This is a genomic window from Streptomyces sp. ISL-99 (assembly GCF_018614005.1).
Classification (GTDB): Bacteria; Actinomycetota; Actinomycetes; order Streptomycetales; family Streptomycetaceae; genus Streptomyces; species Streptomyces flavidovirens.
The window spans coordinates 37,434-59,998 of record NZ_JAGGPC010000001.1 but is presented as its reverse complement, the minus strand read 5'-3'; the positions used below and the strand labels follow the sequence as shown (position 1 = coordinate 59,998).

Below are 22,565 nucleotides of genomic sequence, written 5' to 3'. Positions count from 1 at the left end.
GCAGGACCGCGCCGATCGCGTTCACCAGGCCGGTGTGGGCGTCGGAGACGACCAGTTGGACGCCGGACAGGCCCCGGGCGGTCAGCGAGCGCAGGAAGGCGAGCCAGCCCGCACCGTCCTCGGCCGTGGCGACGTCGATGCCGAGGATCTCCCGGTGTCCGTCCGCATTGACGCCGACCGCGATCAGCGCGTGGACGTTGATGATGCGGCCGCCCTCACGGACCTTCTGGGTCAGTGCGTCGACCCAGACGAACGCATACGGGCCGGCGTCCAGCGGCCGGTTGCGGAAGGCGGCGACCTGCTCGTCCAGGTGCTTGGCCATCGCGCTGACCTGGGACTTCGACAGCTGGGTGACGCCGAGGGACTCGGCGAGCTTCTCGACCCTGCGGGTGGAGACGCCCAGCAGGTAGGCGGTGGCGACGACCGAGATGAGGGCCTGCTCGGCCCGCCGCCTGCGTTCGAGAAGCCAGTGCGGGAAGTAACTGCCCTGCCTCAATTTGGGGACGGCGAGTTCGACGGTGCCGGCGCGGGTGTCCCACTCGCGTGGGCGGTAGCCGTTGCGGTGGTTGACGCGTTCGTCGCTGACCTGTCCGTATTCGGCGTTGCAGAGAGCATCGGCCTCCGCGGACATGAGCGCGTCGGCGAACGTCTTGACCATCGCGCGCAGCAGATCGGGACTCGCCGCGGCGAGATTGTCTTCCGCGAGGGCGTGCAGGGGCACACTGTCTGGTGCGGTCATCGTGCTGATCTCCTTCAAAGACTTGGTCGTCTTGAAAGATCAGCCGGTGGCCGTTCGTCTATGCGGGCACCATCCCGATGCCGGAGCAAACCCCCGGATCAGGTCGAACCCGTACACCACTTCCCTGGACGCAACCTGGCCCTGCGGCAGACCGTGGGGGAGTGGCTGGACGAGTGGCTGGCCGGTAAGCGCAAACTGGCCCTCAATACTCGCCGGTCCTACGCGGGACACATCGAGCAGCGGCTCAAGTCCTACCTGGGCGACATTGATCTAGAGAAGCTGCGCCACAGCCACATTCGTACCGCGTACGACGCCATTGTGGCGACCACAGCGGACGGGCCTCGGCCGGTCGGACTGGTCACCCTAGCCTGTATCCACGCCACCCTCCGCGCGGCTCTCAACGCCGTCAAGCGGCAGCACCGCATCGTGGACAACCCGGCCTTCTTCGTGGAACTGGACCCCACACCTCGTCCGAAGCCGGTGCTGTGGACTCCGCAGTGGGTCATTGAATGGATGGCCACCGGCCGTCGCCCCAAGGTGGCCGTGTGGCTGCCACCGCAGATCGGAGCCTTCCTCCGCCTGATAGTCGACGACCGGCCTTACGCCTGCTACCACCTGCTGGTCTTCCGGAGGCCTCGTCGTGGTGAGGGCGTCGGGCTGCCGTGGCCAGACGTGGACCTGGAGGCGGGGACGTTGGTCCTCTCGCAGCAGATCATCCAGGTCGGTTGGGCGACGGCCATTACCCGTCCCAAGGACGACAGTGGCGGTGTCATCGCGCTCGACTCCGTGACTATCAAGGTGCTGCGGACTCATCGGGCGCGTCAGCTGGCCGAACGACTGGCCATGAGGCCGGCGTGGATCGAGAGCCACCACGTCTTCACCACCGAAGAAGGCAAACCGCTACACCCGGACTATGTCAGCCGACACTTCGTGCGGCTGATCAAACGAGCCAACACGCTGCGAGTGGGCGATGAGGGCCCAGCCGTGGCCGATGTTCAGCGGGCGTTTGACCTGCCCGTCACCGAGGCGTTTGACGACCAGCTGCGCCGAGCTGTCTTCGCCTTCCAGCGTCAGCAGGGACTGACCGCAACGGCATCGTGGACCCTCAGACCTGGTATCGGCTGATCCCGGAGAATCCGCTGCGGCCGTACCCGCATCCCGGCTACCTGCCGCCAATCCGACTCCACGACCTGCGCCACAGCGCGGCCACCTTGGCACTGGCCGCTGGGGGAGACATGAAGGTGATCTCGGCCATGCTCCGGCACTCGTCGATCCAGATCACGGCCGATACGTACACCTCGGTCCTGCCCGAGATCGCTCACCAGAACGCCGAGGCGGCCGTTGCCCTGGTGGATCAACCGCGACCCCAGCGGGCCGATGACGGCCCGGTTAGCCCCTCGCTAGCACCGAAGCCCAGAAACGCCAATGGCCGTCCTTCCCGAAGGAAGAACGGCCAGGTCAGGCGATTGCCTCGCTGTGCGCCGCCAGGGACTCGAACCCCGGACCCGCTGATTAAGAGTCAGCTGCTCTAACCAACTGAGCTAGCGGCGCCTGCTGACGTCGTAGACATTAGCACCCGGATCGGTGGGAGGAAAAATCGATATCCGGGTCCCGGTGCTGGGGCCGGGGCGGGCCGCCCGTACACACGCCCAGAGCATCGCCTCGGCGCCCGGCAGCCACGGATGGCGCACGTCAGGGGCGACCAGCCAGCGTGGTCCCGCGTCGGCGGGGGCGTCCGGGGCGCTGAGCGGCGGGACGGTCACAGCGTCGCCCGAGCCGTGGCACAGGAGGGGCGGCACGGCGGTGTCCCTGCCGCCCCCCTCGGCGGCATTCCCCGTACGACATCCACCACGGCCCCACTCCTCCCAGGCGAGCAGTGACGGGAGTCGCTGGGCGGTGCCGGGGCAGGTGAAGAGCAGCATGCGGCCGCGGTGGGTGGCGACCGGCCCCGAGCCGGGCCCGTCCGCCCATAACCGGTCCAGCATCCGGCGGCCGAAGACCGCGGGAACGCTCACGACGTCGAACACGGAGCCGCAGGGCAGGACGGCGGAATCGGTGGGCCGGGCCTCCCAGAGCGAGAGGGTGCTGCGCGGGTACGCGGCGGCGGAGGCGAGCCAGGCGGCGCCGGCGGGTGTGACCTGGGCGGGGGCGGGGGCGGGAGCGGGGGTGGGGGTGGTGGGGTTGGGGTGCGGGTAGGCGGCGAAGCCGTTCTGCTTGGTGAGGGCGGTCATGGCAGTCACATCTACCGGCAGTGTCCGTACCGTTTCGGAGGGTTGCGGGAAACCGGGACAGGGCGGGGCGGGAGGGGGTATCTTGCGGCCGGGCATATGCCAAGAGCCCGTGACCGTTGTGGATCATGGGCTCCTGCCGGTCGGCCTGTGTGTGTTCGGCGGCTACGGGTGCTTCGGGCCGCGCAGCAGATCGCGGCCGAACTCGACCATCTTCTTGGCGTAGTCCTCGGTCCAGTCGGCGCGCTGCGCGATGTCCGCCGTCGAAAGCCGGTCGAAGCGCTTCGGGTCGGCGAGCTGGGCGGCCGCGACGGCCTGGAACTCGGTGGCCCGGTCGGCCGCGGTCCGGAACGCGAGCGTCAGCTCCGTGGCACGTTCCAGCAGCTCACCGGGGTCCTCCATCGACTCCAGGTCGAAGAAGTGCTCGGGGTCGGCGGCTGCTTCCGAAGGCTCGAAGAGGAGCGGCGCGGGGCGTAGCCGCCGCTCGGTGCGTTCGGGTTCCGCCATGGGTTTTCCTTCCCTCTCGCGGCCACGTGTCCTTGATGGCCACCGTCCATTGTCCCGGACCGTGCAAGTAGGCCTCGGGTGCGGTGCACGGCCCTGCGGGGCTTTTCCCCACCCCGCCCCTTCCCGAACTGGGGGCAAGCCCCCGGACCCCCGGACGCCCTACGGGCGTGTCCTCAAACGCCGGACGGGCTGGGGGGCTTCCGCAAGGCGGGCTGAGTTTTGCGGCCAGGGCCGCAAAACTCGCCCCCGCGTGGCGCATCCGCCCCCGCGTGGCGCATCCGCCCCCGCGTGGCGCATCCGCCCCCGCGTGGCATATCCAGCCCCTCCGGCGCTTGAGGAGCGGGGTCCGGGGCGGAGCCCCTCACGTGGCGGAGCCGCAAAATGTCACAGCGGGAAGGGGGGAAGGCCCCGCCAGGGTAGCGCCCACGCCTCACCCCCGGTACCGCACCCGGTGCTCCGCCAGGTGCGCCAGGACCGCGTGGTTCGCCTCCCAGCCGTCCGGGAACTTGACCGTGACGCCCAGCTGCACCGGCTCCGTCGAAGGGTGCTCGTCGAGCAGGTCCGCCACCCCCTCCCGGCACACCACGACGCACGCGTGCCGGTGCCGCGACGCCAGCACGCACAGCCGTCCCGTCTCCAGGTGGAACGCCGTCGCGTCGGGCCGCCCCGACAGCGGATGCAGCACCACCGTTACGTCGAACTCGCGGCCCTGGAGGCGGTTCGCCGTATCGACCGCGACCCCCACGACACCCAGATCGGCCAGCGCCGCCCGGACCGCCGCCGCCTGGTCGCGGTGGGCCGTGCCGACCGCGACGCGGTCCGCCGTCAGCGGCACCGGGTCCGGGGAACGCTCGCTGACCGCCGCGCCGCCCCGGTCCAGGAGGCGTCGTACGACCTGGGCCACCGCCCGCACCGCTTCCGGGTCCGTGCGCGGCGTGTGCCGGGCGGGAAGCTCCAGCAGGCCCCAGCCCGAAGCGGCCGCCTCGTCCAGCACCCGGTCGGGCCCCGAGCCGTCGGAGGCAACCCCGAAACTGAGCCGCCGGTCGCCGTGGCCCGTACCGCTGCGGAAGGGCGTGTACGGATAGAACGCGTCCGAGACGAGCGGCGCGGCGGAGGCCGGGAGCCGCCAGGACACGGGCAGGCGGTGCTGCGGGAGTTCGGGGTTGTGCGCCAGCAGGGTCGACACCGCGCTGGCCGACGGGTCGTACGACAGTCCCGCCCACTGCTCGGCGCCGACGATGGAGAACGGGTCCAGCTGGCCCGGATCACCGACGAACAGCGCCCGCTCGAAGAGCCCGGCCACGGCGAGCAGCGCGTCCGAACGCATCTGGTACGCCTCATCGACGATGGCGTGCGTCCACGGCTCGGTGGTCTTCACGTGCGCCCATTTCGCGGCGGTCGAGATGACGATGTCCAGGCCTGCGAGGTCGCCCGCCTTCGCGGATTTCCGTACGTTCGCCAGGTCGTCGAGGGCCTTGTCGTACGGGTCGGTGTCATTGCTGTGGAGCCGGCCGACCGGGAGGTCCGGTTCTTTCTCCGCGAGCCGCAGGACCAGGTCGTCCACCTGGGCGTTGGTCTGTGCGATCACCATCAACGGGCGGCCGGCTTCGGCCAGTTCGAGCGCTGCCCGTACCACGAGCGTCGACTTGCCCGCGCCGGGCGGCGAGTCGACGACGACGCCGCGGTGGGCGCCGTGCAGCGTGTCGTGGAGGATCGCCGCGGTCGCACGGCCGGCCTCGGCGCCGGGGTCGAAGCGCGAAGCCCCGGCGGAGAGGGGGTGGTTCACAGGAGGTCCTCCGAGGGGGTGCGGTCGGGTCGGCGGTCACGGGGCTTGGCGCTCCACACCGCCACCCGGCGCCCGGCGCCCGGCGCCCATGGCGACGGCCGACGCGCCGACGCGGCGACGGGAGCGGGACGGGCGCGGGGACGGGGACTGGAACTGGGACTGGTAGTGGGAACGGAGTGGGTCACAGGAGGTCCTCCGTCGTTACCGGGTCGGGGTGCTCCGCGCCCGCCCCCGGCGGGCCGCCGTGCGTCCACGGCGTCGCCTCCGGGTCGGGGAGCTGCGGGCCGCCGCGCTGGTCGTGTTCGAAGAGCGTCCAGCAGATGCGCTCGCCCTTCTCCGGCACGGACCCCGGCGCGGGCTCCTTGCCCCGGCCCATCTTGTCGGTCACCCGCAGCACCAGGACGCCGGCCTCCTCCTCGTACCGCACGAACTCCGCGGTCTGCGGCCTGCCGTCCAGCGAGCGGTAGACCTTCGTACGCTCGCCCAGGTGCGGGGCGTCGTCCGTGCGGACGGTGAGCAGGGGCCGGGGGCTCGGCCGCCTGCCCTCGCTCATGGTCATCTCCACGTCCAGTACTTCGCTGGTGAACGCCTCGCCCGCGAGCCGCCGCCCGGCCATCACCAGCGGGTCGTCGAGTGCCTCCTGCGCCTCCAGCTGCGCCTGCGCCGTCTCGCGGGAGGCGAGCTTCTGCGCGGCGGTCACCGCGTCGTCGCGCCGGGGCTGCGGCGGTTCCCCGGCCCGTACGCGGTCGCGGTGGCCGGTGTACGACCAGCGGTCGCGCGTCCAGCGGTCCGTCGCCCGGGCACCCTCCGGCAGCCCCCTCAGCAGGTCGAGCGCGCGCCACACCGCGTCCCAGGTGGGCCGCATGTGCGCGGCCAGCAGCTCGCGGATGTGCCGCTCGGCGGCGGCCAGTTCACCGAGGTGCGCGTCGGCGGCGAGGCCGTCCTCCGCCGCCGCGAGGGCCTTGCGGGCCCGGTCGTAGCGGTCGATGGCGGGGGCCAGCAGCTTGTTGTCGAAGGCCGGGTCGGTCGCGGGGCCGGCCGGCGGGCACACCAACTGTCCGTCCCCGTCCCGCTCCAGCTCCGCCCGCAGCGCGGCCTCGGCGCCGGACTCGCCGGCCCCACCGCTCGCCGGGTCGATCCAGGCCAGCAGCGCGCCCAGATGCTGGTCCTCCAGGCTGGACTGCCCGGTCGCCCAGTGGCGGCCCAGCAGATCGGTCGCCGCGAGGAGCAGCGAGGATCCCGGCACCCGGGCGCGCTCGCCGTAGTGCGTGAGCCAGCGGCCGAGCAGGGGGATGTGCGGCGGCGCGGGGTAGGGGGTGTCCGGATCCTGCTCGGCCGTACGCCGGAACCGCATCGAACGCCCGAGGAGCCGTACGTACTCGATGCCCGCCCGGCTCGGCACGATCAACTGCGGCGCGTCCGAGCACAGTTCGACCTCGACCTTGACCCGCTTCCCGGTCTCGGGGTCGGTCTCGTTGCGCTCCGCCGCCTCGACGTCATCGGCGTACCCGTCGATGTACGGCAGGACGGTCTCGGCCAGCTCCGCGAGAAACGCGAACCGCAGATCGCGGTCGCGGGGCTGCGTCACCGCGAGCAGCCGCGGGGCGTCCCGGTCGGTGCCGACGAGCGCCCCGAGCGGCGCGCCGGCCTCGCCCGCGGTGGTGAGCGGAACGAAGACCATCGGCCGCTCGGACAGGTGCCGGTGGCGGACGGTGGCCAGGGTCTGTGCACGGCCGCTGCGTACGGCGTCGAGCCGGGCGAGGGTGCTGATCAGCGACATGTGGCGCCTTTCCGTGAGCGGTGGGCGAGTTCCCCTACCCGCCCCTGCCCGCTGTGACATGTGCGGCTCCGCCGCGTGCTGGGGGCAGGCCCCCAGCCCCCCGGACGCCGTCCGGGCCTGTCCTCGAACGCCGGACGGGCTGGATCTGCCAGGGGCGGTGTCAGCACCGGACCTCCGCCCCGGTCGGCGCCCCGGCCAGCGCTTCCGCCCGCAGTGCCGCCGCCCGGCGCAGCGCCGCCACCGTCGGGTCGGCCGGGTCGCCGGCCGTGCCCTCCGCCGCCGCCAGGACCTCGCCGATCGTCGTCAGGCCGCCCAGCTCACCGCGCACACTGCGGCCCAGTGCCTCCACCGCGCCCGCCGCCCGCGCCTTCGCGCGGCAGTGGAAGGCCAGCTCGCACGCGGCCAGGCACTCGGGGGCGTACGCCGCTTCGACCGCTTCGACCGCCGCCGCCAGCTCTTCCGCCGGGCGGTCCACGTCGAACGTCGTGCCCTCGGGGAGCGCGGCCGCGAGGTCTTCGATGCGCGTCAGGCGTTCCAGCTGGCGCCGGGTCACCGACCGCTGCTTGCGTACGTCGACGACCGAAGCCGCCGGCAGGTTCGAGAAGTCCTTGGGGCAGACCAGCAGCACCGAATGCCCGACCCGCGCGCCCGCGACCTTCGCCGCGACCCGTTCGAGGGCCAGGACGTACACCGCCGCCTGGCGGGCCGCCGCTCCCACCTTCGCCGCGTCCGCCGAGTCGTCGATCATCGGGAAGGACTTGATCTCGACGACGGTCCAGTGCCCGTCGGGGTGCACCACCACCGCGTCCGGCTCCAGGTACGCGGGGGAGCCCGCCACCTCCAGGGCCAGCATCGGGTGGTCGAGCAGCGTCCACATCCCGGCCGCCGTCGCCTCGCGCAGCGCCAGCGCGGTACGGGCCGCCCGGCCTTCCGGGCCCGCCGCCGCCAGGTCCGGTACGTGCGTCTCGCCGGCGACGGGGGGCTCGCAGCCGGGACCGGCCCCGGCGCCCATACGTTCGTACAGCAGCCGCATCAGCTCCGTGCCGCCGTCGGCCTTGACCCGGGCCTCGAAGACATTGCCCCGCATGAAGGCGAACTGCGACTGGCCGAAGCCGGTAGGGGATCCGAGCGCCGTCGCGAGCGCCGCCTTGTTCACCCCCGCGCCGTCGAGCAGCGCGCGGCGCTTGCAGCCCGGGTTGGCGGCGAGCGCCGCCAGCGCACGCGCGTCCAGGGGCAGCGGTGCGACGGACGGGCCGCGCAGCTCAGCGAGCCGCTGCCGGAGCGCCGTCGCCGGCACCCGCGTCGGCGTCAGCGCGGTCGCCTGCGGAGGCACCCGCGGCGGCACTCGCGGTGGCACTCGCGGCGGTGTCGGTTCGGGTCCGCTGCCCAGGGATTTGCTCACCCTCGGAAGTCTCGCATCCGGCACTGACAATGCCGTCGGCAATCGAGGACTTCGCGGCGCTGGGCATCGGCACCAACCGCTCCCGTACCCGGTCGGCCAGTCGTATGAAAGGCCTGGTGAGGGCCAGTCCGAAGCCCATGACGGCAGTCCCCGCGACCGCGTCGAGGAAGTAGTGGTTGGCCGTCCCCATCACCACGAAAGTGGTCAGCAGCGGATACGCGACACCGAGCCACCTCAGCAGCGGCGTACGCCCGTGCCGCCACAGCATCACCCCGCACCACAGCGCCCAGCCCACATGAAGGCTCGGCATCGCCGCGTACTGGTTCGTCATGCCGCCGAGCCCGCGCGGCGCGCTCGCCTCGCCGCCCCACCAGCCGTACACGCTGTACTGCGCCATCGTGTCGACGAAGCCGTGGCCCGCGTCGAGGAGCCGGGGCGGGCAGGTCGGCACGAGCGTGAAGCCGACCAGGCCGAGGAGGGTCGAGAGCATCAGCCAGGTGCGCGCTGCCCGGTAGCGGGCGGTGCGCCGTCTGAAGAGCCAGACGAGGATCGCGGGGGTCACGAGGTAGTGCAGTGACGCGTACGCGAAGTCGGCGGGTATCCCGAGCCAGGCGTGCTCGGTGAACAGCCGGTTGAGGGGGTGTTCGGCGTTGAGACGCAGGAGCTTCTCGGCGCGCAGTATCGCCAGGCCGTTCTCGACGGCGGTCGGCTCGCCACCGCGTACGAGCAGCCGGCCGCCGGTGTATGCGGCGTAGACCACCACGAGGAGCAGTAGCTCTGTCCACCAGCGGGGTCTTTTGCGGGGCGCGGTGTCCTGCATCCGGACGCTCTCCATCTGTCTGATGTGCGGCCTACGGGCTGACTGGCCACCCTTTCAACCGTACGGTGTATGGGAACACGTGCGCGCACCGGGTGCGCGAGTAGGTTGACGTGGAAAATGCCCCGGAGGTTGCCCCTCCGCCGCGTGCGCGATGATGGTGCGGGCTGCTCGTACCGCCCGAGAAGTACGCCCCTTCGCACCGTCCAGGGAGACATCGTCATGGCACCGCGCATCCTGCTGGCCCGGCACGGACAGACGGAATGGTCCCTGTCCGGGAGGCACACCGGCAGGACCGACATCCCCCTGCTCGACGAGGGCCGCCGCGGCGCGAAGCTGCTCGGCGAGCGCCTCAACCGGGCACCGCTCGACGGCCTCCCGGACGCCGAGGTCCGCACGAGCCCCCTGCGGCGGGCCAGTGAGACCTGCGCGATCGCCGGGTTCGGCGACCGTGCGCAGGAGTGGGACGCGCTGATGGAGTGGGACTACGGGGCGTACGAAGGCATGACGCCCACCGAGATCAAGGCGCAGCGGCCCGACTGGCTCATCTGGCGCGACGGAGTGCCGGGCGGCGAGACGCTCCAGCAGCTCTCGGACCGGGCGGACGAGGTCATCGCCTGGGCGCACTCGGCCGACCGCGACGCACTGGTCTTCGCGCACGGCCACATCCTGCGCGCGCTGGGCGCCCGCTGGCTCGGTCTGGACGTGTCGTTCGCCGCTCGCATCCGGCTCGACCCGACGTCCCTCTCGGTCCTCGGCTGGGCGTACGGCGACCCGGCGATCGAGCGCTGGAACGACATCGGCCACCTCACCGGCTGACCCACCCCCGCGTCCGCCCCGAAAGCGCGTCCCGAAGGTTCCGTCTCAGACGCTTGTCCCGCTCACGCGCTGCTGCGCGAGGCGTTCGCGTGCCGCGTCAGGAACGGGGCCACCGACGGCGAGCGGCGATGCGGCAGCAGGACGCGGGTCGTCTCCGACAGCATCGTCCGTACGCGGGACGACTGGACCTCCTCCAGCAGATCCAGCACGCCCTCTCCCACCGCCGCCGCCTCGTCCGGCGCCCCGGCGCGGGCCAGGTCGTCGGCGAGTTCCGCGCTGTAGAGGGCCAGGTTCCGGGTGAAGTGGGGGTCCTGGAGGGCGGCCGCACGCCGGGCGTGCCGTGCCGCGCGCGCCCAGTCGCCCAGCGCCGACCAGCACTGCGCCTCCAGGCCCTCCAGTTCCGCCTCCCCGAAGAAGCTCATCCACTCGGGATCGGCCTGCGCCGTACCGCGTTCGAAGAGTGCCTTGGCGCGGGCGAGTGCCTGTTCGCAGCCCGTACGGTCGCCGAGCCCCGCCCAGCCGCCGGCCTCGCGCAGGGTGAGCAGCGAGAGCAGCCGCGGCGACGCCACCTGCTGCGCCGCGCGCTGTCCCGCCTGGGCCGCCCGTACCGCCTCACGCGGACGCCCGGTGTCGCGCGCGAGGAACGCCGAGTTGCTGAACGCGTGGGCCTCCAGCGCCGGGTCGCCGGCCACCCGGGCCGTCGCCAGCGCCTCCGCGTAGTGCGAGCGGGCGTCGTCGATGCGGCCCGAGTCGTGCGCGAGCCAGCCCACCGAGAGGGCGAGTTCACCGGCGCCGGTGTGCAGCCGGTCGGCCATCGATCTGCGGGACGTCGTACTGGCTTCGAGCAGGGCGTAGGCGGTACGCAGCGGCTGTGCGGCCCGCTTGTAGAGGCCGTCGGCCCCGTGCCGGTCGTCCAGCAGCCGGATCTGGCGCACCGCGTCCTCCACGGCACTGACCTCCGCCTCACCGACCCGGCGGGGCACGCCCGGCGTACCGGACACAGCAGGGAGGGCGGCGGGGGCCGAGGGGTGGGGGAAGGCTGAGGCGGAGGTGCCCGGCGCGGTGCCGAGTCCCAGGGATGCGGCCGCCATGGTGGCGGTGCCGCTCGTCATGAACGCGCGACGCAGCACGTCGCTCTCCTCGTCGCTGTGGCTAGGGGTCGTGGTGGTGCGCGCCCCCCTGCCACGTACCGTTTCACGGGCCGAGAAACCCAGGTCCGCCAGCGTCAGGCCGGGGAACATGTGCAGGAAGACGCGCTCGTACGCGTAGTTGGGACAGCGGATGTCGCCGGCCTCGACGCGGCCGATGTAGCGGGCGTCGCATGCGACCTGTTCACCGATCTCACGCGCCGCCCTGCGGACAGCGGCGGCGAATTCGGCCGGTGAACGAGACCCTCGCAGGCGGCGGAAGTCGTTGTTCGGCATGGCCAAGACCTCCCGCAAGGTTCGCGTGCTTCGGCGGAGCAAAAACGTACCGGCTGTGACGAGTCGAACACGCGGTGTTCCGCTACAAACGGGATATCTCACCCATGATTTGCCATGAACTGCCATCCTTTGCGGCGGCGCGGCACCGTAGCCGTTGACAGCGCCGCGCGTTGAACCATGAGGAGTGGGAGCGCGGCTCCCACTCGAGCGAGGAGGGGTTCCCTTGTTGGAGGCCGGCATGGAGATCAGCGGCGCGCGGGCAGGTTCACGGTCGACGGCCCAGCACAGACCCAGCCAGGACTTCAGCGCCGTTCCACCTCCTGCGGGAAGCTTGGGCGCCGAGCCGTGCGACCTGGTGACGGTCCCGGTGCGCCAGGGCCTCGAAGCGGTGGACATCATCCGCCGCGCCTCCACCTCCGCCCCCGCCGTCGGCCCCGTCCTGCACGACGGTTCCTGCGCCACCCTCGGCTTCCTGGTACCCCCCGGCACCGCCGACGGCTGGGACATGCCGGGCAGCGCCTGTACGCAGACCTCGGGGCGCGGCCTGCGCATCCCGGCGGCGCCGGTCCCGGCCGGTGACCTCGGGGCGGACTCCCGGCCCCCGCTGCCCGAGCCGCCCGTCACCGGCTCCGGCTGGCTGCTGCCGCCCACCGACACCGGTCCGGTCACCGACCCGGCCGTGCTCAGAGCCGCACTCGGCGAGGCGGCCCGGCTGATCGAGGCGGCCGACCGCGTGCGCTGAGCCACAGCCGATACTGGCTGCGTGGCAAAGAACAACAGGCGGCGCGAGCGCGCCGCCCCCGAGCCCGTCGTCGAGCACGTCGACGGCGGACTCGCCGAGCTGATACCCGACCGGGACCGCGCACGCGGCTGGACCCTGCTGATCGACGGCGCCCCGCAGTCCCACGTGGACCTCGACGACCCGTCCTACCTCGACTTCGCGTACCAGCGCAGGCTCGGCCACATCGCCGATCTCACCGCCCCGCAGGGACAACCCGTACACGTCCTGCACCTGGGTGGCGGTGCCTTCACCATGGCCCGTTACGTCGCCGCCACCCGGCCCCGCTCCACCCAGCAGATCGTGGAGGTGGACGCGGCGCTCGTCCAACTGGTGCGCAGGGAACTCCCGCTCGACGCCCAGGCCCGTATCCGTGTCCGCTCCCTCGACGCCCGCGCCGGCCTCGGCAAGGTCGCGGACGGCTGGGCGGACCTGGTGATCGCGGACGTGTTCAGCGGCGCCCGTACGCCCGGGCACCTCACCAGCACCGAATTCCTCGCCGACGTACACAGGGCGCTGAAGCCCGGCGGCTTCTATGCCGCCAACATCGCCGACGGCCCGCCGCTCGCGTACCTGCGCGGCCAGATCGCCACCGCCGCCGCCGTCTGGCCCGAACTCGCGCTGGCCGCCGACCCTGCCGTGCTGCGCGGCCGGCGCTTCGGCAACGCGGTGCTGCTGGCGTCGGACCGTACGCTGCCCGTCGCCGAATGGACCCGGCGCGTCGCGACCGACCCGCATCCGGGGCGGGTGGAACACGGCCGGGAACTTGCCGACTTCACGGGCGGCGCGGCCGTCGTCACGGACGCGAGCGCGCGCCCCTCACCTGAACCGCCGCCGGACGCCTTCAAGTAACCCCGGAAGCAACCCCCGCCTGCGGATCAGGACTTCACGATCTCGACCCTCGGCTCGTGATCGTGCCAGGTGCAGAAGACGGAGACGCTCGCGGCGTCCGCCGTGAACTCCACCCGGATCCAGTTCGGGTCCTTCCACACCTGCATCGACCAGCCGGTCGCCGGCGTCGCCGAGACCAGCGTGGCGGAGGTCTTCCCCAGGTCGAAGGTGACCCGGCCGCCGTCGGTGTTGTAGCTCTTGACCTGGCCGTTCGCGGCTGTCGGCGGGCGCGACGGGGGCGGGGAGCCCGCCGGGCCGCCGCCGGGACCGTCCGGTGTGCGGCTGGGGGCGGGGGTGTTCCGGGCGGCCGGAGTGCCCGACGGCGACTCGGGGCGCTCCGGCGACCGGGACGGCTTCTCGTCCTCGTCGCCGCCGGGCCGCCGCGTCGACGACGCCTGCGGCTGCGCGCCCTGGGCGGTGCCGCTCCGCTCCGGCAGGTCGGTGGGGATCGGAAGGGCCTGCGGAGGGTCGTACGCCGTCCCCGCCATCACCGTGTGCACGCCCCACCACGACAGCGTGACCGCCGCGCCCGTGGCGAGCGACCACGCGATGGCGTGTACGAATCCTCGTTGCACGGGGCCATACTGCACCACCCGCCCGCGCCCTCGTCTCAGGGGACCCGCATCCCCCACATGGCGTACGGTGCCGCCCATGGCAAGTGTGCTCGTGGTCGAGGACGACCAGTTCGTACGTTCCGCCCTCATCCGGCACCTGACCGAAGCCACCCACACGGTGCGCAGCGTCGGTACCGCACTTGAGGCGTTGCGCGAGGTCGCCCATTTCAGCTTCGACGTGGTCATTCTCGATCTCGGTCTGCCCGATCTCGACGGGTCGGAAGCGCTCAAGATGCTGCGCGGCATCACCGACGTACCTGTGATCATCGCCACCGCGCGCGACGACGAGGCGGAGATCGTACGGCTGCTCAACGACGGCGCCGACGACTACCTCACCAAGCCGTTCTCGGTCGAACACCTGTCCGCGCGCATGGCCGCCGTGCTGCGGCGTGCCCGCGCCGTCGCGGGCGCCGAGCCGCCGTCCCGGGTGATCCAGGTCGGCGGGCTCTCGATCGACCCGCTGCGCAGGCAGGCGGAGCTGGACGGCGGGCGGCTCGACCTGACCCGCCGCGAGTTCGATCTGCTGGCCTTTCTCGCGGGGCGGCCCGGAGTCGTCGTACCGCGCAAGGAACTGCTCGCGGAGGTGTGGCAGCAGAGTTACGGCGACGACCAGACCATCGACGTCCACCTGTCCTGGCTGCGGCGCAAGCTCGGCGAGACGGCGGCGAACCCGCGCTACCTGCACACCCTGCGCGGCGTCGGCGTGAAGCTGGAGCCGCCGCGATGAGATGGGCTCTGGTCAAGGTGAGCCTGGCGGTCACCGTGATGGTCGTGGTGGCCTTCGCCGTACCGCTCGGACTCGTCATCAAGGAGATGGCCAGGGACCGGGCCTTCTCCAACGCCGAACGCTGGGCCGCGACCATCGGCCCCACCCTCTCCATCACCACCGACCGCGACTCGCTCAACCGGGCCGTACAGACCACCGAGGTCGGCATCGACGGACGCATGGCCGTGCACGTCCCGGCGTCCGGCGAACCGGGCAGCGTGCCGCTGGAGATCGGCAAACGCCGGGCGGCGCAGCGGGATCTGGAGACCACGCGGCGGATCGGCCGCGCCTCGATCTCGGAGGTGACGGGCGGCTTCGCGCTGCTCCAGCCCACCGCGGTCGCCAGCGGCAAGATCGCCGTCGTCGAGGTCTTCGTACCCGAGGACGACGTCAGCAATGGCGTGGCCACGGCCTGGCTCGTGCTGGCGGGGGTGGGCATCGCCCTGATCGTGGGCTCGGTGGCGGTCGCGGACCGGCTGGGCGTACGCATGGTCCAGCCCGCCCAGCGGCTCGCGGGCGCCGCGCACGACCTGGGGGAGGGCAGGCTCGGGGTACGCGTCCCCGAGGAGGGCCCGACCGAACTGCGGTCCGCCGCCGTCGCGTTCAACTCCATGGCCGACCAGGTGGTCCAGCTCCTCGCCAACGAGCGGGAACTGGCCGCCGATCTCTCCCACCGGCTGCGCACCCCGTTGACCGTGCTGCGCCTGAACGCCGCCTCGCTGGGCGAGGGCCCGGCCGCCGAGCAGACCAGGGCGGCGGTCGAGCAACTGGAGCGCGAGGTCGACACGATCATCCGTACGGCGCGCGATCAGCGGACGCAGGGGCAGGGGGCCGGCGGTCCCGGCGCCGGTCCCGGTGCGGGCTGCGACGTGTCCGAAGTCGTACGCGAACGCATGGACTTCTGGTCGGCGCTGGCGGAGGACGAGGGCAGGAAGGTGCGTCTCGCGGGCGTCCAGCGTCCGGTACGCATCCCGGTCGCCCGGCCGGAACTGGCCGCCGCGCTGGACGCGTTGCTGGGCAACGTCTTCCGGCACACCCCCGTGGGCACGGCCTTCTCGGTGGACGTGCACAACGGCGACGACGCCGTCATCGTCCTCGTCTCGGACGCCGGACCCGGCATCTCCGACCCGAAGGCGGCGCTGGTACGCGGCAACAGCGGCGGCAGGGACGGGTCCACGGGCCTGGGCCTGGACATCGTGCGGCGGGTCGCGGAGTCGACGGGCGGCGACGTACGCATCGGGCGCTCGGTGCTCGGCGGTACGGAGGTCCGCATCTGGATCGGGCTCGGACCCGACGGCCGGCGCACGGCGGGGGACCAGAACGGTCACCGGCTGGGGCGGCGCAAGCGGGGGACCGGTACGGGCAGGGGCACGGGGACCGGCACGGGTAGGGGTACGGGGACCGGGAAGCGGTCTTCGGGCGTGAACCTTTAACTGGTTCTCATGGCTTCCTCAACGGCGCCCCAAGTTCCTCAAGCCCCGCGCCGTCTGCACGGACGGTCGCTGAGATGTTGCCGCCCTGATCACCCGAGGTGAGGCTGAGCGGGACGCCACCGGGCTTCAGTGTGCGCGGACGGGACCGCGCCGGCCCTGGTGTGCCGAAGGAGCGAATGCCATGAGGGTCATGCTGCACGCCCACATCGACACGGAGGCCGGGAACGAGGCCATCAGAAAAGGCACGCTGCCACAGATGGTCAACTCCGTGATCGAACAGCTCAAGCCCGAGGCGGCCTACTTCTTTCCCAACATGGGCAGGCGGTCCTGCATGTTCGTCTTCGACATGCAGGACAGCTCGCAGTTGCCCTCCGTCGCGGAGACGTTCTTCATGGAACTCGGCGCGGAGGTCGAGGTCGTACCGGTGATGAACGGTGACGACCTCAAGAAGGGCCTGGCGTCCCTGCAGTCCCGGGCCTGATCCTCGCCTGCCTGGGCGGGCCGCCGCCCGGGGCCGGCGCGGCAAGCGTGCTCATGGTCCGGACAGCCGGGCTGTCCGGCTGTCCGGCTGGCCCGGCTGTCCGGTTATCCGGCGACGTTCGCGTAGACGCGGGTCGCGAACTCCGCGATCTGTTCGTCGCTGAGGTTCTTGGCGAGGTTGGCCTCCGTGATCATTCCCACCAGCTGGTGGCCGCCTGCGACGTCGATGACCGGGAGGCGCTTGATCTGGTGCGTCTCCATGCTCTGCAGAGCCTCGTTGGCGTCCGCGTCGGCATCGATCCAGTGCACGTGTCCGCCGAGCGTGCCGGCCTGCACCGTTGCCGGGTCGACGCCTTCGGCGCAGCACTTCACGACGATGTCACGGTCGGTGATCAGGCCCGTGAGCCTGTTGTCGTCGCCGCAGATGGGCAGACAGCCGACGTTCAGATCGCGCATCATCTGCGCCGCGTCGAACAGTGACTGGTGTGCGCCGACGCACTGAACCCCGCTGGTCATGATGTCGCGGGCCTTGAGCTGCTTGTTCGTAGCCATGATGTCTGGATTCCTCCCGCATTCGGGACGTGTGCTCTCCTCCATCGATGACAACACGGATGGCTTATCGGCGCTCCTCGGGACCGCACGGCGCGGGCCCGAGAGGCGGAGCCGACGTCGGGGCTCAGGAGCCGGAGGGGGTGGCGTAGTCCCCGAAGCCGACCCAGTCGAGGGTTACGCAGGGTTCGTCGCCGAGCACCCAGGCGTCGTGGCCGGGCGCGATGGAGATGAAGTCACCCGGTCCGGCTTCTCCGCTCTCGCCGTCGTCCATGACGATCTTCATCCGGCCACTCACGACGTAGCCGACGTGGGAGGCCTGGCAGCTCTCGGTCCCGGCGATGGGCTTGACGTGCTTGGACCACTGCCAGCCCGGCTCGAAGACCGCGCGGCCGACCGGGCCGCGGTCCGTGGTGAGCAGATCGAGCCTGCCCTTATCGTCCTCGAACGGTCGGGTCTCATCTGCGGAGTCGAAGTTCTTGCACACGAGCGCGGTCATAACCATCCGCCTCCCGGTGGGCGCGAGCAGTCCCCGAGTCCACCTCCAGGCTACGCGCCGCCTCCTGCGACCGCCCCAACGGGCGTGATCAACCCCCGCACCGCCGAGGATCCGTCCGACCCGCCACCGCAGCAGTGGGATGGACGGACCCTCGGCAGCGGAGAGCGGCCGGCGAGAGCCCTCCGCCGATCACTCCTCCAGCATGGGATACGGCAGCACGCCCGTCCTGGCCACCCGTCCGTACCACTGCGCGCTCGACTTCGGCGTGCGCCGCTGCGTCTCGTAGTCGACGTACACCGCGCCGAACCGCTTGCTGTAGCCGTACGACCACTCGAAGTTGTCCATCAGCGACCACAGGAAGTAGCCCCGCACATCCGCGCCGTCCAGCATCGCCCGGCGCACCGCCGCCAGGTGGCCGTGCAGGTAGCGGATGCGGTCCGGGTCATGGACCGTGCCGTCGGCGGCGGGCTTGTCGTCGTACGCCGCGCCGTTCTCGGTGATCATCAGCGCGACTCCGGGCGCCTCACGGGCGTACCGCATCAGCAGGTCGTACAGGCCGGTCGGGTCGACGGACCAGTCCATCGCCGTCAGTTCGCCCGGCGGCTGGTGGAAGGTAACGGCCTCCGATCCGGGCCAGGGCGAGTGGTCGCTCACGCCGTGGCCGTCGCGGTTCGCTCCCGCCGGCGAGGGGGCATCGGCCGCCGAAACCACCGCCGGCGCGTAGTAGTTGATGCCCAGGAAATCCAGCGGCCGGCCCGCCGTCGCCGCGTCCCCCTCCTGTACGAACGACCAGTCCGTCAGGTGCGCGGTGTCGGCCAGCAGGTCGGACGGGTACGCACCCGTCAGCATCGGGCCCGTGAAGACCCGGTTCGCGAGGGCGTCGATACGGCGCTGTGCGTCCAGATCGCCCGCCGACCCCGTCAGCGGCCTGACCGCACTCGGGTTGAGGCTTACGCCGATCCGCGCCCGCCCGGGCAGCGCGGCGCGCAGCGCCTGTACGGCCAGGCCGTGTCCCAGGTTCAGATGGTGGGCGGCGCGCAGGGCGGCCACCGGGTCGGTACGGCCGGGCGCGTGCACCCCCGACCCGTACCCCAGAAAGGCGCTGCACCAGGGCTCGTTGAGGGTGGTCCACAACTCGACACGGTCACCCAGCGCCCGGGCGACGAGCCCCGCGTACTCCGCGAAGCGGTACGCCGTGTCCCGCGCCGGCCACCCGCCCGCGTCCTCGAGCTCCTGCGGCAGATCCCAGTGGTACAGGGTCAGGCTGGGCGTGATTCCGGCCGCCAGCAGCTCGTCCGTCAGCGCGCGGTAGAAGTCCAGGCCGCGCTCGACGGCCGGACCCCGGCCGGTGGGCTGCACGCGCGGCCAGGACACCGAGAAGCGGTACGCGCTCAGCCCCAGGTCCGCCATCATCCGTACGTCGTCCCGCATCCGGTGGTAGTGGTCGACGGCCACATCGCCCGTGTCGCCGCCCAGCACCTTCCCCGGCGTACGGCTGAAGGTGTCCCAGATCGACGGGGTGCGGCCGTCCTCCTGGGCCGCGCCCTCGATCTGGTACGCGGCGGTCGCGGTGCCCCAGAGGAATCCGGGCGGAAAGCTCTCATTGCTGCCGGTCATGGAAGCGCTCCTGGTGGTAGGAGAGGGGGGATGGGAGATGGGAGAGAAGAAAGGGGGTGAAAAGTCGTCAGCCCTTGACCGCGCCCTGCATGATCCCGCCCACGATCTGCTTCCCGAAGAGCACGAAGGCCAGCAGCAGTGGCAGCGTTCCCAGCAGAGCGCCGGCCATGATGACCGACTGGTCGGGTACGAAGCCCTGGCCGAGGTTGGCGAGCGCCACCTGAACGGTGGGGTTGTCCTGCGTCAGCGCGATGACCGGCCAGAAGAAGTCGTTCCACGCGGCCACGAAGGTGAGCATGCCCAGCACCGCCATCGCCGGCCTGGCGGCGGGGAAGACGATGTGCCAGATGATCCGCAGGCTGCTCGCGCCGTCCACCCGTGCCGCCTCGACCAGTTCGCTGGGCAGCGCCTGCACCAGGTACTGGCGCATGAAGAAGACCCCGAAGGCGCTGACGAGAGTCGGCAGGATGACGGCCTGGAGCTGGTCGGTCCACTGCAGCTCGGCGACCGTCATGAACAGGGGTACGACGCTGAGCTGCGGCGGCACCATCATCGTGGCGACGACCAGCAGCATCAGCAGGTTCTTGAAGCGGAAGCGCAGCTTGGCGAAGGCGAAGCCGGCGAGGGTCGAGAAGAGCACCGTACCCAGTGCGATGGTCCCCGCCACCACCGCCGTGTTGAGCAGGGCCAGCCCCATGTTGGCGTCGGTCCACGCCGTTTCGAGGTTCTTGAAGAGGTTGCCGCCGAACCAGAACGGCGGTGGCGTCTGGGACAGCCGGGTGTTGTTGCGGGAAGCCGCGATCGCCGTCCACACGAGCGGGAAGAGCGAGCCGACGGTGAAGATGATCAGTACGGCGTAGGTCAGGGGGCCGCCGTGCAGATGGCGCCCGGCGCGCGGGCGCAGTGCCGGCTTCATCGGCTTCGCCGGCTGCACTTGCCGCATGGGTTGCATGGGTTGCGTCGGTTGCATTGGCTTCTTCGCCTTCTTCGCCTTCATTGGCTCTTCCTCAGGCGGCGCGCGATCAGCAGGTGGACCCCCGCCACGATCAGCAGAACCAGGAACATCGCCCAGGCGATCGCGGAGGCCCGCCCGAGGTGGAAGTTGAACCAGCCCTGTTCGTACAGATAGAGCCCGAGCGTCTGGAACTGGTGCGACGCCCCGCCCTTCTGCCCGCCCGCCCCGCCGAACAGCAGCGGCTCACCGAACAACTGGGTCGCGCCGATCGTCGAGACCACGACCGTGAAGAGGATCGTCGGCCGCAGCGAGGGAATGGTGACGTGGACGAACTGCTGCCATCTGGTCGCCCCATCCAGCGCCGCCGACTCGTACAGATCGTTCGGCACGGCCTGCATCGCGGCCAGATAGATCAGCGCGTTGTACCCGGTCCACCGCCAGATCACGATCGTCGACACCGCGACCTGCGACGACAAGGTCCCGCTCTGCCAGTCGACCTTCCCGAACCCCACCGCGTCCAGCGCCCAGTTGATCATCCCGTAGTCGCGCCCGAAGAGGAGCACGAAGACGAGCGTCGCCGCCGCCACCGACGTGGCGTACGGCGTGAGGATCGCGACCCGGAAGAAACCCGAGGCGCGCAGCCGGTAGTTGAGCAGATGCGCGATGCCCAGCGCCATGAGCAGCTGCGGCACCGTCGAGATGATCCCGATGGTGAAGGTGTTGCGCAGCGCGTTCCAGAAGAACTCGTCCCCCAGGAGCCGCGTGTAGTTGTGCAGCCCCACCCACTCCATGTCGTTCGGCGCGGACAGCGACACACGGTGCAGCGACGACCAGCCCGTGTAGAGGAGGGGGAACACCCCGAAGGCCGCGAAGAAGACGAAGAAGGGTGCGACGAAGGCGTACGGGCTGTACTTCGTGTCCCAGCGGTAGCGCCTGCTGCGCCACACCCGGCGGCGGTCGGTGCCCCGCGACCGCTCGGCCGCCGCTGCCGCCGTCTCCCGGCGGTCCGGGGCCGGGACCGCGTCCCCCGAGGAGGGGGACGCAGCCGGGCCGGACTGGTCGGTGTACGGACGCATCAGCCGTCCACCGCGTTGTCGATCTCCTTCAGGGCCGCCTTCCAGCCCTCCTGCGGGCTCTTGCCCTGCTGCTCCACCTGGAGGATGCCGACGTCACCGAAAGCGGTGCCGATCTGCTGGTCCTTCGGGCCGATCACCAGCGTCGGGATGCCCTTGGCCGCGTCGGCGAAGAGCTGCCCGGTCGGGGCGTCGCCGAAGTACGGGTTCTTGGCGGACGAGACCACGTCCATCTCGTACGCCGACGGGGTGGACGGGAAGCTCGCCTGCTTGTCGAAGAGCTTCGCCTGCTGTTCGGGTGCGGTCAGCCAGGCCGCGAGCTTGATCGCCTCAGCCTTGTTCTTGCCGGCCTTCGGTACGCCGATGAACGAGCCGCCCCAGTTCGCGGGCTTCGGGGCCGCCGCCATGTCCCACTTGTCCTCGCCGGCCTTGCCCGCCTTCTCCTTGATGTAGCCGAGCATCCACGGCGGACAGGAGACGGTGGCGAAGGTGCCGTTGGCGTACGCCTGGTCCCAGGCCTTGTCGAACTGCTTGAGCTTGCCGGTCAGTCCGCCCTCGGCGGCCTGCATCGCCAGGTCCCAGGCCGTCTTGACCGCCGGGCTGTCCTTGTAGATCAGCTTGCCCTCGGCGTCGTAGAACCGCTCCGCGTAACCGTTGTTGACGGCGGCGAAGAGACCGGCGGCCGAGTCGGTGAAGGCCGTCCCCCTGGGCCCCCTTTTCTTGTACTCCTCGCCCGCGTCGACGTACTTCTGCCAGTCGCCCGCCCACAGCTTGCTCACCGCCTCGCGGTCGGTCGGCAGCCCGGCCTTCTCGAACAGGTCCTTGCGGTAACACATGCCCATCGGCCCGATGTCCGTGCCGAGCGCGACGGTCCGCCCGTCCTTGGTGGACCCCTGCGCCCACTTCCAGTCCAGCCATTTCGACTTGTCGACGCCGGGCGCCTTCGACAGGTCCTCGAACTTGTCGGCCTGCGTGGTGACGATCTCGTTGATGTTCCCGACCTCTATGGCCTGGATGTCCTGGAGGCCGCTGTTGGCCGCGAGGTGCGTCAGCAGTTCCGGGTAGTACGTGTCGTTGCGCTCGGTCACGTCCTCCTTGATGACGATGTCCGGGTGCAGCTTCATGTACTCGTCGTAGAGCCCGGCCTGCTTGTAGCCGAAGACGCCGAAAATGCCGATCTCGATGACGGTCTTGCCCTTGGCGTCCTTCTTGCTGCCGCCGGAGCCGCCGGTCCCCTCGTCGCTGTCCTCGGCACAGCCGCCGAGCAGGCCCGCGCCGAGTGCGACCACGGCGGTGACGACCACCGCCCTGCGACGCGTTCGGGTGCTGGTGCGCATTGCGTCCTCCTTGTGCCCTGACGTGCCGACCCCCCGGCCAACTGTGTTGGTACACACCTGAGTTGCTGCTG

Annotated in this window: 22 protein-coding genes, 1 tRNA gene and 1 pseudogene; 8 read left to right on the top strand and 16 right to left on the bottom strand. The window is 71.3% G+C overall.

Annotated elements, in window-relative coordinates:
• The coding region (locus J7E91_RS00290) for an IS256 family transposase (protein ID WP_214898022.1) at positions 1-739 on the bottom strand (739 nt) is incomplete at its 3' end.
• A 153-nt stretch (positions 740-892) separates the two neighbouring features.
• Here J7E91_RS00290 and J7E91_RS00285 point away from each other — a divergent pair.
• The gene (locus J7E91_RS00285) at positions 893-1,864 is read left to right on the top strand and encodes a hypothetical protein (RefSeq protein ID WP_214898020.1); all 972 of its coding nucleotides are present in this window, start codon (positions 893-895) and stop codon (positions 1,862-1,864) included.
• Positions 1,837-1,986: pseudogene (locus J7E91_RS37195) on the top strand (hypothetical protein); the annotation flags it as partial. The gene J7E91_RS00285 and the pseudogene J7E91_RS37195, both read left to right, overlap by 28 nt.
• Positions 1,987-2,216: 230 nt before the next feature.
• Here the strand turns inward: J7E91_RS37195 and J7E91_RS00275 are convergent.
• The 7 genes from J7E91_RS00275 to J7E91_RS00245 all read right to left on the bottom strand — a co-directional run bounded on the left by J7E91_RS00275 (position 2,217) and on the right by J7E91_RS00245 (position 9,277).
• Positions 2,217-2,290 (bottom strand) — tRNA-Lys (locus J7E91_RS00275).
• A complete protein-coding gene (locus tag J7E91_RS00270) occupies positions 2,281-2,970 on the bottom strand; it encodes a bifunctional DNA primase/polymerase (RefSeq protein WP_214898019.1) in 690 nt (229 codons plus the stop codon). The genes J7E91_RS00275 and J7E91_RS00270 overlap by 10 nt, the downstream gene beginning before the upstream one ends.
• Positions 2,971-3,132: 162 nt before the next feature.
• Positions 3,133-3,474 carry a hypothetical protein gene (locus J7E91_RS00265; RefSeq protein WP_028811594.1) on the bottom strand — a complete coding sequence of 114 codons (342 nt, stop codon included), beginning with the start codon at positions 3,472-3,474 and terminating at the stop codon, positions 3,133-3,135.
• Positions 3,475-3,904: 430 nt separating this feature from the next.
• Positions 3,905-5,260 carry an AAA family ATPase gene (locus J7E91_RS00260; protein ID WP_214898017.1) on the bottom strand — a complete coding sequence of 452 codons (1,356 nt, stop codon included), beginning with the start codon at positions 5,258-5,260 and terminating at the stop codon, positions 3,905-3,907.
• A gap of 181 nt (positions 5,261-5,441) precedes the next feature.
• Complete coding sequence (locus tag J7E91_RS00255; RefSeq protein WP_214898015.1) at positions 5,442-7,040, bottom strand: hypothetical protein; 1,599 nt, start codon at positions 7,038-7,040, stop codon at positions 5,442-5,444.
• Positions 7,041-7,200: 160 nt separating this feature from the next.
• A complete protein-coding gene (locus J7E91_RS00250; RefSeq protein WP_374224589.1) occupies positions 7,201-8,385 on the bottom strand; it encodes a hypothetical protein in 1,185 nt (394 codons plus the stop codon).
• On the bottom strand, positions 8,303-9,277 hold the full coding sequence (locus J7E91_RS00245) for a phosphatase PAP2 family protein (protein ID WP_214898012.1): 975 nt from the start codon (positions 9,275-9,277) through the stop codon (positions 8,303-8,305). The genes J7E91_RS00250 and J7E91_RS00245 overlap by 83 nt, the downstream gene beginning before the upstream one ends.
• Before the next feature lie 204 nt (positions 9,278-9,481).
• On the opposite strand from J7E91_RS00245, the gene J7E91_RS00240 reads away from it, so the two are divergent.
• Complete coding sequence (locus J7E91_RS00240; RefSeq protein ID WP_028811590.1) at positions 9,482-10,078, top strand: histidine phosphatase family protein; 597 nt, start codon at positions 9,482-9,484, stop codon at positions 10,076-10,078.
• A gap of 62 nt (positions 10,079-10,140) precedes the next feature.
• On the opposite strand, the gene J7E91_RS00235 is transcribed toward J7E91_RS00240, so the two are convergent.
• Positions 10,141-11,502, bottom strand: a complete 1,362-nt coding sequence (locus J7E91_RS00235; protein ID WP_214898010.1) for a hypothetical protein — start codon at positions 11,500-11,502, stop codon at positions 10,141-10,143.
• A 238-nt stretch (positions 11,503-11,740) separates the two neighbouring features.
• On the opposite strand from J7E91_RS00235, the gene J7E91_RS00230 reads away from it, so the two are divergent.
• Both J7E91_RS00230 and J7E91_RS00225 read left to right on the top strand, forming a co-directional pair.
• Positions 11,741-12,244, top strand: coding sequence for a hypothetical protein (locus tag J7E91_RS00230; protein WP_214898008.1), 504 nt, complete (start codon positions 11,741-11,743; stop codon positions 12,242-12,244).
• A gap of 21 nt (positions 12,245-12,265) precedes the next feature.
• Positions 12,266-13,132, top strand: coding sequence for a spermidine synthase (locus J7E91_RS00225; RefSeq protein ID WP_214898007.1), 867 nt, complete (start codon positions 12,266-12,268; stop codon positions 13,130-13,132).
• 26 nt (positions 13,133-13,158) lie between these two features.
• Here J7E91_RS00225 and J7E91_RS00220 read toward each other — a convergent pair whose 3' ends face one another.
• Complete coding sequence (locus J7E91_RS00220) at positions 13,159-13,746, bottom strand: hypothetical protein (protein WP_214898005.1); 588 nt, start codon at positions 13,744-13,746, stop codon at positions 13,159-13,161.
• 76 nt (positions 13,747-13,822) lie between these two features.
• Between J7E91_RS00220 and J7E91_RS00215 the strand changes: the two genes are divergently transcribed.
• The 3 genes from J7E91_RS00215 (at position 13,823) to J7E91_RS00205 (ending at position 16,465) form a co-directional block, all read left to right on the top strand.
• The gene (locus J7E91_RS00215; protein WP_214898003.1) at positions 13,823-14,512 is read left to right on the top strand and encodes a response regulator transcription factor; all 690 of its coding nucleotides are present in this window, start codon (positions 13,823-13,825) and stop codon (positions 14,510-14,512) included.
• Positions 14,509-15,984 carry a HAMP domain-containing sensor histidine kinase gene (locus J7E91_RS00210; protein WP_214898001.1) on the top strand — a complete coding sequence of 492 codons (1,476 nt, stop codon included), beginning with the start codon at positions 14,509-14,511 and terminating at the stop codon, positions 15,982-15,984. The genes J7E91_RS00215 and J7E91_RS00210 overlap by 4 nt, the downstream gene beginning before the upstream one ends.
• Before the next feature lie 181 nt (positions 15,985-16,165).
• Positions 16,166-16,465: a DUF3303 family protein gene (locus tag J7E91_RS00205; protein ID WP_214898000.1), complete on the top strand. Its 300-nt coding sequence runs from the start codon at positions 16,166-16,168 to the stop codon at positions 16,463-16,465.
• 104 nt (positions 16,466-16,569) lie between these two features.
• Here J7E91_RS00205 and J7E91_RS00200 read toward each other — a convergent pair whose 3' ends face one another.
• From J7E91_RS00200 to J7E91_RS00175, 6 genes are all read right to left on the bottom strand, one after another.
• On the bottom strand, positions 16,570-17,016 hold the full coding sequence (locus J7E91_RS00200; RefSeq protein ID WP_214897999.1) for a CBS domain-containing protein: 447 nt from the start codon (positions 17,014-17,016) through the stop codon (positions 16,570-16,572).
• Positions 17,017-17,140: 124 nt separating this feature from the next.
• Positions 17,141-17,512 (bottom strand): cupin domain-containing protein, encoded by a 372-nt coding sequence (locus J7E91_RS00195; protein WP_214897998.1) that lies wholly within the window; start codon positions 17,510-17,512, stop codon positions 17,141-17,143.
• Positions 17,513-17,701: 189 nt separating this feature from the next.
• Complete coding sequence (locus J7E91_RS00190) at positions 17,702-19,129, bottom strand: GH1 family beta-glucosidase (RefSeq protein ID WP_214897997.1); 1,428 nt, start codon at positions 19,127-19,129, stop codon at positions 17,702-17,704.
• Between the two features lie 67 nt (positions 19,130-19,196).
• Positions 19,197-20,081 (bottom strand): carbohydrate ABC transporter permease, encoded by an 885-nt coding sequence (locus J7E91_RS00185; protein ID WP_251014975.1) that lies wholly within the window; start codon positions 20,079-20,081, stop codon positions 19,197-19,199.
• A gap of 41 nt (positions 20,082-20,122) precedes the next feature.
• The gene (locus J7E91_RS00180; protein ID WP_214897996.1) at positions 20,123-21,160 is read right to left on the bottom strand and encodes a carbohydrate ABC transporter permease; all 1,038 of its coding nucleotides are present in this window, start codon (positions 21,158-21,160) and stop codon (positions 20,123-20,125) included.
• The gene (locus J7E91_RS00175; RefSeq protein ID WP_214897995.1) at positions 21,160-22,494 is read right to left on the bottom strand and encodes an extracellular solute-binding protein; all 1,335 of its coding nucleotides are present in this window, start codon (positions 22,492-22,494) and stop codon (positions 21,160-21,162) included. Before J7E91_RS00175 ends, J7E91_RS00180 begins: the two co-directional genes overlap by 1 nt.
• Positions 22,495-22,565: the final 71 nt, after the last annotated feature.